This is a genomic window from Paenibacillus sp. FSL R5-0914 (genome assembly GCF_038004525.1).
In the GTDB taxonomy this organism is placed as follows: Bacteria; Bacillota; Bacilli; order Paenibacillales; family Paenibacillaceae; genus Paenibacillus_AQ.
The window spans coordinates 3372327-3387330 of sequence record NZ_JBBORH010000001.1 but is presented as its reverse complement, the minus strand read 5'-3'; the positions used below and the strand labels follow the sequence as shown (position 1 = coordinate 3387330).

10 protein-coding genes and 1 pseudogene are annotated in these 15004 nt (G+C 43.9%); 1 reads left to right on the top strand and 10 read right to left on the bottom strand.

Features of this window, described 5'->3' with window-relative positions; genetic code table 11:
• Positions 1–11: 11 nt before the first annotated feature.
• The 7 genes from MKX60_RS14945 to MKX60_RS14915 form a co-directional block, all read right to left on the bottom strand.
• The gene (locus tag MKX60_RS14945) at positions 12–1817 is read right to left on the bottom strand and encodes a sensor histidine kinase (protein WP_341060197.1); all 1806 of its coding nucleotides are present in this window, start codon (positions 1815–1817) and stop codon (positions 12–14) included.
• 120 nt (positions 1818–1937) lie between these two features.
• Complete coding sequence (locus MKX60_RS14940; protein ID WP_076299303.1) at positions 1938–4295, bottom strand: hypothetical protein; 2358 nt, start codon at positions 4293–4295, stop codon at positions 1938–1940.
• A 137-nt stretch (positions 4296–4432) separates the two neighbouring features.
• Complete coding sequence (locus MKX60_RS14935) at positions 4433–6064, bottom strand: extracellular solute-binding protein (protein WP_042189649.1); 1632 nt, start codon at positions 6062–6064, stop codon at positions 4433–4435.
• Between the two features lie 58 nt (positions 6065–6122).
• A complete protein-coding gene (locus tag MKX60_RS14930) occupies positions 6123–7004 on the bottom strand; it encodes a carbohydrate ABC transporter permease (RefSeq protein WP_076286512.1) in 882 nt (293 codons plus the stop codon).
• A gap of 43 nt (positions 7005–7047) precedes the next feature.
• Complete coding sequence (locus MKX60_RS14925) at positions 7048–8001, bottom strand: ABC transporter permease (protein WP_076286513.1); 954 nt, start codon at positions 7999–8001, stop codon at positions 7048–7050.
• Between the two features lie 218 nt (positions 8002–8219).
• The gene (locus MKX60_RS14920; protein ID WP_445670760.1) at positions 8220–10808 is read right to left on the bottom strand and encodes a metallophosphoesterase; all 2589 of its coding nucleotides are present in this window, start codon (positions 10806–10808) and stop codon (positions 8220–8222) included.
• Between the two features lie 88 nt (positions 10809–10896).
• On the bottom strand, positions 10897–11769 hold the full coding sequence (locus tag MKX60_RS14915; protein ID WP_076286561.1) for a chitosanase: 873 nt from the start codon (positions 11767–11769) through the stop codon (positions 10897–10899).
• Between the two features lie 271 nt (positions 11770–12040).
• On the opposite strand from MKX60_RS14915, the gene MKX60_RS14910 reads away from it, so the two are divergent.
• Positions 12041–12880 carry an AraC family transcriptional regulator gene (locus MKX60_RS14910; protein WP_042189655.1) on the top strand — a complete coding sequence of 280 codons (840 nt, stop codon included), beginning with the start codon at positions 12041–12043 and terminating at the stop codon, positions 12878–12880.
• Positions 12881–12901: 21 nt separating this feature from the next.
• Here the strand turns inward: MKX60_RS14910 and MKX60_RS14905 are convergent, their stop codons facing one another.
• From MKX60_RS14905 to MKX60_RS14895, 3 genes and pseudogenes are all read right to left on the bottom strand, one after another.
• Complete coding sequence (locus tag MKX60_RS14905; RefSeq protein ID WP_179085854.1) at positions 12902–13552, bottom strand: polysaccharide deacetylase family protein; 651 nt, start codon at positions 13550–13552, stop codon at positions 12902–12904.
• A gap of 78 nt (positions 13553–13630) precedes the next feature.
• The gene (locus MKX60_RS14900) at positions 13631–14236 is read right to left on the bottom strand and encodes a YkoP family protein (protein ID WP_179085852.1); all 606 of its coding nucleotides are present in this window, start codon (positions 14234–14236) and stop codon (positions 13631–13633) included.
• Between the two features lie 347 nt (positions 14237–14583).
• Positions 14584–14994: pseudogene (locus MKX60_RS14895) on the bottom strand (MFS transporter); the annotation flags it as partial.
• Positions 14995–15004 lie beyond the last annotated feature (10 nt).

The following is a 15004-nucleotide window of genomic DNA, read 5'->3' as shown; positions in this document are numbered from 1 at the left end:
TCCCTCCTTGGTTAATCAATAACCGGAATGCTGATATAAATTCGGGTTCCTTCCCTCATTTCACTTTCAATCTCTATACCATAGCAGCTTCCATACGCCAGCTTAAGCCGGTCATTGACATTGGACAGACCGATTCCGTTCTCACCTGGGGATAACCTGTTTTTATGGTTGTTTTCCAACCGTTCTCTCAAGGCTCTGAGCTTCCCGGGCTCAATGCCGTTCCCATTATCGCAAATTGTGAATCGGATATTATTTTGGTATACCTCGGCCGAAATTTTGATGACACATTGACCATCAAAGTTGCGAAACCCGTGGAGGATTGCATTCTCTACGATCGGCTGAAGGATCAGCTTCAGCATCTTTAACGAATATATCTGCTCTGCAATCGAGCATACCAGCTCCAATCGGCCGTTCATCATCAAATTCTGCAAACTGCAATAGCTCCTGATTTGTTCGATTTCTTCCGTTATCATGACCAGCCTGTTGTCTTTTGTCAAATTGTAGCGGACCATAGCGCCCAATGAGGTTAACGCATCGGAGATTTCCCTTTCCCTGTTGATCTCGGCCATCATCTTGATGGTCTCCAGCGTATTATACAGAAAGTGGGGATTCACCTGGTTCTCAAGCGCTTTCAACAGCGCATCCTTCTGAAGAATTTCCGTTTTGTATACCGTCTCGATCAGTTCATTTATCCTGTTAAGCATTCTATTAAAATCCTTGCCGAGTTCGTCAATTTCATCATTTCCTTCAATTACCACTTGGGTATTCAGGTTGCCCTTCTGGACGCTCCTCATGACCTTTACGAGCCTTTTTATTTTCTTCATCAGTTTTCTGGAAAAAACATAGGAGATGAGAATCATCAAGATAAGTGCGGCTACGAGACAAACTACGAAGGTGTTTCGCGCTTTCGTGGTTTCTTGGATAACCAGATTCTGAGGAAACATTCCAATAATTCTGTAGTTAGGATTCTCTAATGTCTGGATTTCCGTCAGAAAGGACTGGCTTCCCACCTTCGTAACGAAATTGGTTGTACTTTGTTCAGCCTTGTTTAATTGGGAGGATAGCTGTGAGAGAACACCTGCCGGGTGATTATTGGATTCATAGACCAGTTGACCTACGCTATCATATACGAACACGGCTCCCTGTTTGAACTCCTCCATCTTGCCGAGACCACCAAAAATAGCGTCAGGTGCAATAAAAATTTCCAGCAGCGTGTTTCTATCGTTGGTTGTATAGGATAACATAGGCACGAACAAGGAGATTTCCTGATCTCGAATCGCTGGGTTTTTGACTTTGTCATAATCCAAAATACGGGCTTTGTGGAGATTCTCCCAGTATGGAGCGCTGTAGGTCGCCTGGATCGCTTCTTCAAACCATGCTTCGTTACCGTAAGGCTTAGAATGGTAAATCCATTCATTCTGAAAGGTGTTGTCATTCGCAGTAAAGAACCGGAAGTGATACTCCGTAGTCTCCAGGCTGCGGACCCAATCCATAAAAGAATTGAGGTAATGATAGGAAAAATCAATCTTGTTGGTATCGGACATATATAAATCATCAAAATATGAAATCAGCAAAGGGTATTGCGCAATTTGGCTCCCGAGTTTTCGGTAATCGTTAAAAATTTGATGCACATTCTCTTTTTCTTTTGCCAAGGCTTCCTTGAGGGCGGTCTTAGACTGATCCTCCACATATTGGACAGACCGAATGTAGATAAAAACAGCCGACAAGGTTACGGGTATGAGAAGGACAAGCACAAAGGAAATCATGATCTTCCAAGTATAGCTGGTGTTTACGGGTCCCCGAAGCATTCTTAACATAACTCGTCCCTCTCTGTCCCTCAATATCCACTGCCGCGACCGTATTTATTATATCAATACTTACTGAAATCGACAAAAAATGAACATTTTTTGAGCTTTACTGCCCTCTTGCATGGGAGATTACCCTAATTCAATTTCAATCCATTTGTTCTCCGGTGTAATCTCGCAACGGATTCCCTGAGCAGCCTCAATACGACCCTGGTATACTGACAAATACTCTGTTTGAGATATGATTGTGATTCTTTTCTCTGTAGCAAGCCTGATTCTTCCCCTTATATCACCAACAAAAAAATAACTAAACTCGGGAGCCGTGCTCATAAAAACCAGGCAATTTTCATGAAACGTAACTTCACCATTCAAAGCAATCGGCTTACCCTTCTGGCTGTGAATGCCGCTCGATTTAAACCAGGTGTCCACTGCCCGCGGCCACACATACCTGGAGAGAGAATGGTCTGGCTTCAGCGGGTATCGGTGGACCAGCACCCCAGGTTCCGTGCTATAAGGAATATAATCCGGAATATAACAGGCATATACAGTGCCATCCTGTTGAATCTTGCTGAGATTGGTTAGATAAGCATTGTAGGAAGAGAGCAGCCTGTTCATATCCCCTGTGAGGAGTGAGTAATAGAAATCGGCTTCTCCCCGCCAGATCGTCCAGGCATGTCCTGCATTGATGCACGGGCCGTCCTGATCGCCTTCCCAGATGGTCTCCCACCATCTGAAGGATGACTGGTACATCCGGGCATCAGGCGTGTACATCTTCCAGGCATCATGAAGCCGTAGAATACTTTCGGCAAATCGAATGTATTCATGCTTGAATTCAATGTGAAAGCAAACATACAGAACGGATAATGCCGTGCAGGAGATCGAGCCGTCCTCCATCTCCGACTGTGAGTATTCCTGATCCCCCTCCGTAGGGAAATGAAATCCCCGTTGCAGCAGATAATCCGCAATTTTCACGGCTGCTGCTTGAAAGACAGCCTCTCTGGGATCTCTCCTCTCCCCAAGCACCTTCGCCATATCCACCACTGCAATTACAGGGGCGCATACGGTGGTATAATCGATCTCTCTTCCTTTCTCATAACACAGGATGGCCCCATTCTCGGCAATATGCTCATGGAGCAGGTTCAGCAAGGTATCAATCGCATACTCCAGATAGCTTGAATTGCCAAATGCTTGATAAGCAGATAGAAGAATAGACACCCCAAAAAACTGCTCTTGTATTCGGGTTGACTCGAAGATATGGTAAGGCCCATATTCCCGACCCTCAAACCTGTGCGGATAAGGTACGATGGAGCATCCTGGCGTAGGGGAGACTCCGGACAGATTCAATATTTTATGATCAATATGTTCTAAAACCCTGTCCGCCAATTGCGGGTCCACCCCAAACCGCTTGATATGTTCACACAGAGCCCAGCACCACACCCCTCCCTCAGCAAGATTCTCATCACAGTGATAGGGTTGTTCGATAGTACTGCTCGCCTTGCGGAACAGCTCGTTCCAACCGCTGAAGCTGAATAATACACAGTCCAGGCTGTTCAGGGAATTTCCAAATGCTTCAACCCTGTAGAATCCCTCTTCACAAAGCCTAATTGAAACCTGATATCCGCCGCTATCTTCTACTACATGCTCTGTAATATCCGTGCTGTTACCTGATGGTGAATGAAGGATAATTTTGTTATATACTCCTTCAATAGTCATGGGAAGCTCTGTCCCCAATGTTCCCCCTGCAACCGGAAAATAGGGAACAGGGGATCCCAAGGCGGAGCTCGCAAGCGACATGGCCTCCCTGTACGTGTCGGGAAAGTCGATCCTAAGGGCTATCGTATGTTTTTGTTTCGTGCCTGAATCTGAAACAAAAACATCATCAAAGCTCTCAAACATCTTCAATCCGAGAATAAAATGTCCAAAATTATTGGGAGAATACTCCAGTCGCCACCCAGCCAGGGGTTGAGGTGAGGTAACCAGAACCCATCTGCCGTTAGGCCTTGTCATTAGATAATAGGAGGCTTTGCCGTCTGCTGAGGTATAGGGGGATGTCGGGATCACCTGATCCTCATATCCTGTGCCTAACTTCCCTAAAAAATTGAAATCAAGGTTCATGCCGAATTGGCTGATATTCGTGTCTGCAGCTTCAATGGAAAGGATAAAAAACTCGTCCATAAATTCGTATTTTAAGGTGGAGTTATATTCGAAATTGGTAAAAACGGCACAGGAACCTCTCAGATAAGAAAAAGAATGGGTGATGAGTTGGTCATCTATAACGATGTGTTTCTTGGACTCTGCGACATGGCTTATTTCTGTATGGTATGATTTCTTGTCTTTAAAGGTTGCGGCCAAGCTCCCGAATCGCCTGTTGCGGTCAACAAGGTTCACCCGGTTAGCATCTTTATTGTCATACAATTCCCTGATGCAGCCAGAACCTTTCTCGATGACAATGTCATACCCTTTTTTGCAGATTTTAATGGTTTCCTTCATTGTATCCCCCGAATAAACGTATAACGCGGATTTGTAGTGGATTTAAGAGTTTTCCTTGCGAAAAGAAGAAGGATGAGCCTGATTCTCGTCACACTCATCCACTTCTTTGATTAACATTATTTTATTGCTAAGCTGACTTATTTAAACTCCGCATACTTAGCGGTCCAAGCAGCCTCCAGTTTTGCCAAACCGGTGTCTTCCGCCTTCTTCACAAACTCATTATAGGTATCTAAAGCGGCACCCTCGTTCTTGGCCATAACCATTTTAGGGTAGTACGCTTTGGAGAGCTCATTGAGCTTATTTTGGATAATCCCTTCTTCAGAAGTGGACAATGGATGAATAAGTCCCAATGCGATATCCGCTTCTTTGTGCGGCTTGACAATGCTCTCCAAGTTCTTTCTGTAATCTGTCTTCTCGGAATCGGTAAGTGCAGCCATTCTGCCATGGATATAGTCATCCGAGAAAGCAAAGTAGGTGGATACCCCTGTTTCCTTCTGATATTTGCTTCCGTCGGTTTCGTATAAGGTCTGGAATTCCGGAGTCCGTCTTGGTACTTGCTTCCCATCGATCTCCTTCATCTCCCAATGAACGCCCTTTACCCCATAAGCATCAAGCTCTCTACCTGTTTGAGAAGTCATAAAAGAGATGAATTTAGCCAGCCGTTCAGGGTCAGCGACTTTCTTGGAGATCAGCGTAGCTGTCCAACCAGAGCCATCTTTGAAATACTTACCATCCGGGAAATACGGTAGAGGCTCCCAGCCCACTTCCGGATTATCCTGAGTTTTGATCGTTTCGTTAAAATCATTCACGATCCCGGAGAATACGATCGTATCCCCTTTTTGTTTCTTAGCTTCTTTAATATCCTGCGCATCTACGAATGATTCAGAGGACATTAATCCATTCGTGTACATTTTATTCATGAACTTTACGAATTCAGTGAATTTCGGATTACGCACACCCGATGTGAGCTTTCCATCCGCGTTTACATCATATACATGGATGCCGAATTGGGTAGCAGGGAACATATAACCTTGAAATTCACCTGCTTTAAAGAAGGTCAGATCTTTGTTGAAAGCCCCGAAATACCAGCCGGTAAGCTTAGGAAACTTTTCCTTTGCTGCTTTCACTGCATTAAAGAATCCGTCAGGCGTTGACATATCTGGTTTTCCGATTGCCTCATAAACATCACTTCTGATAGCGCTTACTCCATCACCTCCGCTAACCGTATTATAATCTGATTGTTGAAGGTCATATGGGGTAACGAGAAACGACGGGAAGAAATATTGCTTTCCATCCTTATAGTTGTAGTATTTAAAGACCTCTGGTTCACTCTGCTCCCTAATCTCAGGCGCATATTGATCAATAAAATCAGAAATCGGCAAAACCATGCCATTCTTGATCATTAAATCGATGGCGGGATCATCCTTGTTGGTTGTAATCAAATCAGGAATGTCACCGGAAGCAACCATCATATTTAGCTTGGTATTATCACCAGAAGTTGCTTTGCTTAATTCAATCTTTACATTGGCCTGCTTTTGAATTTCCTGACCGGAGGGCGAACTTGTCCAATCGACATTGAACCAGTCATAATTATAGAAATGCTTGATAACTAGAGGTTCCTGCGTCAATTCTTCCGAACCCGCAGTTGCTTCTGTACCCGTTGCTGGCTGACTTGAACTCTCCGCATCCTTATTCGATTGACACCCGCTAAAAACAACAGCCATCATTACTGCCATAAAGATTGACACAATCCTTTTTCCCTTACTCATCTTCTTTCCCCCTTTTTTTGTGTGTATATATCAAGGCAAGTGACCTAGATATCGAGCATTATCCTTTTACAGAGCCCACCATCATGCCCTGGACAAAATATTTCTGCAGGAATGGATACGCGAGAGCTACCGGAACGACGGACACAACCATAGTTGCATACTTCATGGAATCAATAATGTTAATATTCTGCTTACCGGCTCCGAGATAATTTGCAGCAATCGCGGCTCCTTCCGATTGACTGATGATCTGATAAAGAACCAGTTGCAGGGTGGCCAGGTCTGGTGAATTGGTGTAGTAGGCTGCATCAAACCATGAATTCCATTGCTGTACTCCATAGAACAACGACACGGTGGCCAGAATCGGCGCAGACAACGGAAGGAATATTTTCCAGAAAACACGCCAATCATTTGCACCGTCTATCTTGGCTGATTCCTCTAACGCATCGGGAATGGAGGAAAAAAAGTTAATAAACAAAATGGCATTAAAAAATGAATACAGGGAAGGTATGATATACACCAAGAAGGTATCAATTAATCCAAGTGAGTTGAGCAGCAGATAGGTTGGAATGATTCCACCAAAAAAATACATGGTGATTACACCCGTCCGGATATAGAAGCTTCTAAGGGCCAAGTATTTTTTAGATAAGGGGTAAGACACGCAAGCAGTAAACAATACGCTTGCAATTGTACCCAAAATCGTTCTCGCCCCTGTAATTAGGAATGAATGAGCTAACTTGCTCTCTGTAAAAACAATCTTGAAATTCTCAAGTGTGAATTTTCTTGGAGATAAATAGATGAAGCCTTTTTCGGCGATGTCATTGGCATCATTCAAGGATATGATGAATGAGTAGTACAATGGATACAACGTTACCAGGGTGACAATCGACATAAGAATAAACAGAACTATGTTGATGACTTTGTCTTCTGTATTTCCCTTCATTTCCTTCGCTCCTGACGGTTCACTTTATACGGGAATTTGCTTGTTAATATAAACTGGTGTTTGTTAACTTACGGCTGACTGCATTTGCTCCACTGAACAGCACAAACGATAACAATGATAAGATTAACCCTGCAGCAATAGCATAAGAGAAGCGACCTTGGGAAAGCCCCATATTTACGATATAGGTTTCCAAAATCATGGAATTGTCATAATTGAGCGAATTCCCAAAGAGTAGAGATTGCTGCAGATTTGATCCGGAGAGTCCTCCGTAAATCATGCTTCCAATACTAAGGATAACTACCATCATAATTGTGGATTTAATGGACGGAATAGTGATGCTAATCATTCTTCTGATGCGACTTGCTCCATCCACCACAGCAGATTCATATTGTTCTACAGGAATCGCAGCAATGGCAGCGAGATATATAATCGCCCACCACCCGGTCTCTTTCCAGGTGTCAATAATTGCCATCCAGATCCAGAAGCCTCCGGGAGAATTCAGATGAGCTTGGGGCTCATTGGTGAAACCAAGCGACATCAGTACATGATTGACAATGCCATCGGTGTTGAGCCACATAATAAACAGTCCTGCAACAACTACCCACGAGATAAAGTGCGGAAGATAACTCGCCGTCTGAACGATTTTTTTCAGGGTCATATTCTTGATTTCGTTAAGCATTAAGGCAAACAAAATCGGCATGATGATGGCAAAAACCGTCTTCGTTAAACTTAACCCGAACATGTTTCTTACCGAATTCCAGAACAACTCATCGTGAAACAGTTCTTTAAAGTGCGCGAAGCCTACAAATGGACTCTTTAGAATTCCCAGAAAAGGATTATAATCAAAAAATGCTGCAAAAAGTCCGACCATAGGGATGTAGCAAAAAACAATTAGCCATATAAGACCAGGTAGCACCATAAGTTGAAGATATTTCTGTTGCCTTAGCGAATTTCCGATTCGTGAAAGCTTTATTTTTTTCCCTGCTTCATTTGACATTGTAGCTTCCTCTTCTTTTTCGTTTTGTAAAGCTCGGCCGGCCTACCAACCCTGTTACAAACCTTATTATAAAGGGGATTAAAATTCCGAAACACAGATAAAATATACATAAGGTGCAATATTTATAGGTCTTTGCCCTTGGAAGGAAAAAGACACTAGCGTGAGCTAGTGTCTTTTAACCAGGGTACATTCGGTTAGTAATTTTGTTTTTCGAGGATTCATTGCATTCCTACCTCTGCTGGAAGCGAGTTATTTCTTGTCCCCACTGCTTTAATAACGATATTGTAGGATTTAGCAGAATCTATGCCGTTTAATGTATAGCTGTAACTCGTCTGACCGCTTACCGTCGGCACATACACGCTCCAATTTGTGCTAACTTTATCATTTTTCTCATAAATCCGGTAACCTCGCACCGGCTCAGGGCTATTTGTTGGTGCTTTCCACGAAAGAACTGCACGGTTCCCTGACTGTCTTACTGCGCTTGGATTTTCGACAATGCCGGGTTTGACGTCAGTCCGCTTGATACTGTAAGCATCATAGACGGCAAGGGGTTTATCTTTAACTGCTGTGTAGGATGTAAATTTCAGCACATCGTTTGTAATGGAAACATCCACGAACATTTTCTTGTTGGGCTGATCGTTTTTTGCTGCAAAAAAAGTGTCTGCGTCTGGATTAATAGCATAGAATTTCGAAGCAGCCGAGTTGCCCATTAGATACACAGTCCCTTTGGGATTCAGCACATTTCCTTGCTCATCGGTAATGACATTCTTAATCGGAACGTTGTTTAGCATTTGAAAAGACCTCATATACATATGGTCATGTCCCTCAAACACCATATCCACACCCAGCTCATCAAATACAGGAATCAGATATTTCCGGTAAAATTCTACCCGGTCGCTTTCTGCCGAAGCATTATCCCCTGAGGAATAAGCTCCCTTATGCATAGAGACGAATTTCCACTTCTTATCGGTCTTTGCCACCTGATTCCGCATCCATTCCAATTGCTTCGTGAACTGAATATCTGCTTTGTACGGCTTGACCTCCCCTTCGTACTGGGAATTGATTTGCATAAACAGAGCATCGCCGTATTCGAAAGCATATACAGACCCGTCATGAGCACCCGTCCCGACATCTTTTGGAAGATTAAAATGGTTATAGAAGTTATTATTCGGATAATCCTCTATCTCATGGTTGCCGATAATCGGTGCAAATGGCACATTGGCAAATTCTTTTTTCGGCACACCCAAGAACCACTGCCACAGCTGCTCCAGATCACCATCATCCGTTAGATCCCCTGTAAGAAGAACAAACTTGGGATCTACCGTTTTCTCAATAGCTCTCTTAAAAGTATCCTGCCACAGATCGAAATTCGATTTACTTGAGCCTTGGGTGTCGGTCACGTAGAGGAAATGGAAATCCTGATTATCCGCCTTGTCCGTGGTAAAAGAACCCGCCTCGCTCCAGCCGTCCGCATCACCGTTACCGGCCCGGTATATATACTTAGTTCCAGGATTGAGACCGCTTGTAATAACTTTGTGACTAGCGAACTTTTTATACTTTTTGGAACTTCTGTCTCCTGATGTCATTAAGGTTTCAATAACTGTTGAGCTGCCCTCATAAGAGGTTGCCAGTTGTTCCGGGAACTCGCTTCCTCCCGCATTGGAGGCCTCCACCACTTGCACTACTGTACCTCTGACAGTTTCGGCTGTATACCAGTCAAAGGCGATACTTGTCTTTGGGTCCCCATTAAAAGTCATGTTCAGCAGTGTTGGTGTTTTGTTGCCGGTATCCGGTGACTTCGTCTTAAAGCTCCAGGTAATATCGTTCTCCGGTGTCCGGCCATCCGTAGCCCCCTTAACAAGCTCTTTAGGGATGGTCACCTTGTAAGTTTTGCCGGCAGTAAAATTGGGGTGGCTAACTTTGACCGAGTCTTGACCGAGAAGCGAGGCAGAGATGTTGTTAAGAGGAACATTGTTTTCTGTGATTTCAACTTGATAACCACTATCGAGACTGATGGCTTTATTAAACTTCACAGTGATCTCTGCATTAAGGGAAACATCTGCAGCCCCTGAAGCGGGAGTTTTGCTTACCTCAAGTGTGGGAGTGTCCCCAGGTTCGCCGTTGCTACGTGTTCCTTTAATTACTACATCTTTGATTCTACTTGAGCCTGAGCTGGACACTGTTCCCCCGCTCACGCTTTTCGTAGAGTTAACCACCCAGCGGATATAGAGTACATCTTGATTGTTAGTTCCCGCAGGCAAAACGAGGTTCGTTAATTTGCAGGAATTATTGGAACAATTAAAATTGTTCTGGGCTAGAACAAGGTTGCCGCCCGCAACATCTGTCCATTCCTGCTGATCTATACTGTATTGCACCTTAAAATCCCTAGGCCCTGTACTTGAAGAAGTTTGCTGTGAAGAGAGGAAGATACCTTCGAAGCCTTGGGTAGAAAGCGTGGCAAGCCAGTATTTAGTGCCCGTTCCTTCATGCCAGCCCTGGTTGCGTACGCTGTTCTCACTGGGCTCATAGGTGTATGCATCCGTATTTGTTCCTACATCACGAATGGATGAAGCCGTTTGATATACCCCGCCTGTAGCCGGAAATACCCCGTTCTCGCCTTTGTCTTTAAAAATCCACTGGGCAATCGTTTCCTGAGCTGCAGTAACTTCGCTTGCAAGATCTTCCTCATTTCCCTCCCTTCCTGCTGAAACAAAACCGGTCAACTCCATGGCAAGCAGCAAACCTACAACCATTAGACTGATTACCTTTGGAAATCTGTTTTTGAGATAAGATTGGTGGTTATCCATTCGACCATCTCCCTCTTCATTAATCTCACTTATCATCGAACCGCCGTCTCCAAGAAGAACGGCGGTTTTGTCTACTCTCGCATTCCTGTTATTGGAGTTCCCAGTCGGTGACTTGAAGGACTGCCGAATCTGCACCCTTCAGGTCTGTCTCTCCCATGTTGAGCAAATTGCTCCACTGCTTCACACGGTTCTTGCCGTTTGGCGGATCGTTATACTCATTAGTATCTACAATCTTGGTCCGTTCTTTATAGAACTTGGTCATGAAAGTCTTCTCATCCGTGCTGCTTCCTGATTTACCCAAAAGCCCTTGAAGAGTCTCGGAACCGCCGGTAGCTCCATGGTTCAGCGCTGCATCCACGAAGGAACCAATAGTTAATGCCGAGTTAAAGCCGCGATTGCGGGCCTGCTCCACACTGTATTTAATGTAGATATTGTAGAACGTTTTCCACATAGCCTCTCTCCACTCGGGATCATTTTGCAAATTGCCGATTTTTCTGCAGAAGCTCTCTTCGCTTTCATTGATTTCGAGGATCTTCCCTTTCATCGAACCCTTGACACCGATCCGGGCCAATGCGCCTTTAACCGAAGGATTACTCGCGCCTTTGGCAGCATCATATGCCTTGAACAGATCCGGACCGTCGGGACCGGTATCATTTGAGCCGCCTGTAGTCGCACCGAATATTCCAATCGTATATCCGCGGTCATCATCAATATCTTCACAATATCCGTAAAAATTGATCCAGTTCAGATCGTCCTGCTCCGGTTTGTTGACAAGCATCATAATATTGTTCCACTGCTCACCATCCAGACCTGTGTTGTCGCGCAAGAATTGAAGTGTTGCCGGTGAGAAATTAGAATCAGGGTTCCCTGCCGCATAACTTTTCTGTTGAGATGCACTGGACAGATAGCCATAAGAAAAAATCATTGAAAAACTGAGCAGGATCATCAATGAAAATCTCATCTTCTTGGAAACCTTACTATTCGTTGAATTAAGCACCGCAATCTCTCCTTTGATTAAATAGTTTAAGCGCTTTAACTTTGAGTGGCAGCGAACCTTATCCCCAACCTAGCTGAGCATGACAGCCCTCCTTTTTCCAACACTTGGTAATTCAATTTAAGCTTATCTCAAAAAGTTTGTCCAAACAGCACGTATTTTCTTGTAATTATTAATTTTTATACATATATTGCTATAACCCCTAGATTAAGTCTACAATCCTCTTAGGAGGTGCTGAATGAAACCGGTATTTTATGAGTCTACTCTTTTTGAGATCAGCCGCAAGAAACAGGTATACACCAGCATGCCTTCAAGACACTATCATGATGCATATGAGATTCTGTATTTAATATCCGGGGATTTTTATTATTTTATAGGGGACAGAACCTACCAGGTTGCGGGCGGTACGTTGCTATTTATGGATATTCACGAAATGCACAAACTGGTTAATTCCGGCTGCAATATGTATGAACGGGTTACACTGCTGTTTAAAAAAGAATTCCTGCAGCATTTTTGTACCGGTGGTCAAAGTGAGGAACTGCTCGAATTGTTCAAAAGTGATTACCGCGCTTTGAAGATGACCGGTATAGATCAGTATTTCATCGAACAGCTTTTTCAGAAGATGATTCAGGAGGGGAAGAAGCAAGCCCGCGGATATGAACAGTACCAACAACTATTATTGGTGGAGTTGCTCCTCTATCTTAATCGTAAACTATTCGACAGCCGTGTTGCTCCAATGGTGGAATCCAATCGTACACACAAGAAAGTCCTGGACATCGTTAATTATGTAAATCAACATTATATGGAACCGCTTAAGCTCTGTGAGATTTCACAGAAATTCGACATAAGCTCTTCCTACTTATGCCGAACTTTTAAAGAAGCCACCGGGTTCAGCTTCATTGAATATATCAATAACATCCGCATTAAAGAAGCGCGTGATTTGCTGGTCGGCTCTTCTTTTAATGTTACTGAAATTGCGGGAATGGTTGGGTTTGATAACACCTCCCATTTTGGACGAACCTTCAAATTATTGATGGGCATCTCGCCGCTCTGCTTCCGCAAACAATTTAAGTCTTAACAGCAAAAACACTGGAATACGTCAAGACATTTCGTCAAGACGAACAAATTGCAGGTTTCTTGCCTGCAGTTGGTTTAGCACTTCCTCTAAAGATTGCAGCATAAAATAAGGAGCATGCCGGTCCGCGCCCACAGTCTCACCACTGTCGTGAAGTAGGACAACGGAGCCATCGGTGATTCCACCTAACAGAGTGGCCTGCATCCGGGTTTGACAGACCCGGGTGTTCCAGTCGCCTGCCTTCAGCGACCATAGAACAATTCGATACTGTTTGTATCGAAAGAAATCAAATAGATTGATTAATCCCCAGGGTGGACGGTAATGATTGGGTCGGGTTCCGACTATAGACTCTATAATATCAGCAGAGCGGTCCAGATGTTCTCGCCTAATAGTACGGGGCAGCATCAGCCAGTTAGAGGTATGACAATAATTATGGATGCCAATCTGATGGCCTTCCCGATCCATTCTTCTGATCAGGTCTGGATACTGCTCCGCTCTCGATCCTAGCACGAAAAAAGTAGCCTTCACTTGATGCAACTTCAATAAATCCAGCAATATCGGCGTATATTTCGGATGTGGCCCATCGTCAAAAGTGAATGCCACCTGTTTTTTTACCGTTCCTTTGCGAAAGACACCAAAGCCGCTCACTCGCGTAATCAAACTCGGAATAAACATGTAAAGAGTGGCGGTACATAGTATCCCTCCTATTAAATATGTAAGAATAATTACACCTCCATATAACAAGCTTAAGACTTATCCAGAGTAGTTCTGTCCGGGTGAGAACCTATTCTTCAGTGAGGCCCGTGAATGAATCAGTAACATCGGGACCAGTTGTTCGGTTCGCCGACTGATTCTGTGTCTCCCTTCCGGATGCATAGCAGACAGCAGCAATCGAAGATAAATGGTGGTGATGCGTTCAAAAACACCGGACTTTATATTTTGTTGTTCAAAACCAAGACCGTGTGTTAATCCCCGATGGAGCAGTGTAATCCCCAATAAAGCCTTGACCTGCCTGAACTCGGACTGCGATTCGAAGGCTTCATTGATTTGCTGCATTGATTTACGCAGCATGCGAGCCGTTTGGAGTGCAGCACGATCCGATCCTTCGGACTGGATCAACTTCAGGATGCTTCCATTATCGAGGTGGAGCTCTCCCACCCACTCCCCCTGGTTGATGACCGTGGCGTCCTGGCATACAATTGGCTGTCCTCGGTGTTTTTTTAGCATCACGGTACATATACCAAAACTCGACTTATGCGATCCGCGAAAATGTGAAAGCAACGCAAAAGCTTTTTCCCACATCATCCAGACGGATTGCACTGTGGTTTTACGTATTTTGAAACCCAACTCATCCACCATCCTTAATACAGTTATAGTCTCTCATTTCATACATTGTACATAACAGAACTTTCTTTTTTCTTATCGGATTCTTACAAAAAGCTTAAGCACTGTTCGACTGTAACAAGGAACATAATGAACCAAATTAAATCTTTTTAACGTCCACTTCTATTTGACGCTATTCACCGGAATTTCTCTGCGCGTATATCAAATTTTTATACAACTATTTTCATTAGGACATAAGCTTCTCCAGACCACATTACGGGCCCACGTGACTTCAAAGTAAAAAGGTAACTTCAAAAGAAGTTACCTTGAATAAACAATCGTTATGATGTCATTTCATCGTCTTTTGTTTATTGATCACAAATTTACTGGCTGTTTAACTCCCCTGCCTCCTCATGATGAATAAGACATGCTGCTAGCAACCCAATGCACAGAATACATGCCAATAGAAGAAACGTAATTAAATAACTTACATGATTCATCAATTGAAGCGAGATAATCGGACCAAAGCTTGTGCCTGTAAACAATATAAAAGTATATACAGATACAGCTATCCCGCGCATCTTGCCGCCCACTTGCCCAACAAGCGAAACAAGTGAAGGAACGGCTAGTGCGATCCCCCCCACAAAAAGGATCCTCATCACGATAAGAAGCGGCAGATTAGAAATCATCCCCATAGACGCCAAACCAATGATCGCTTGCAGCAATCCACCGCGAAGCGTTATACCTACGCCGACATGCTTGGATATTCTTCCAGCGAATGGAGAAACAAGCATAAGGCAGAGT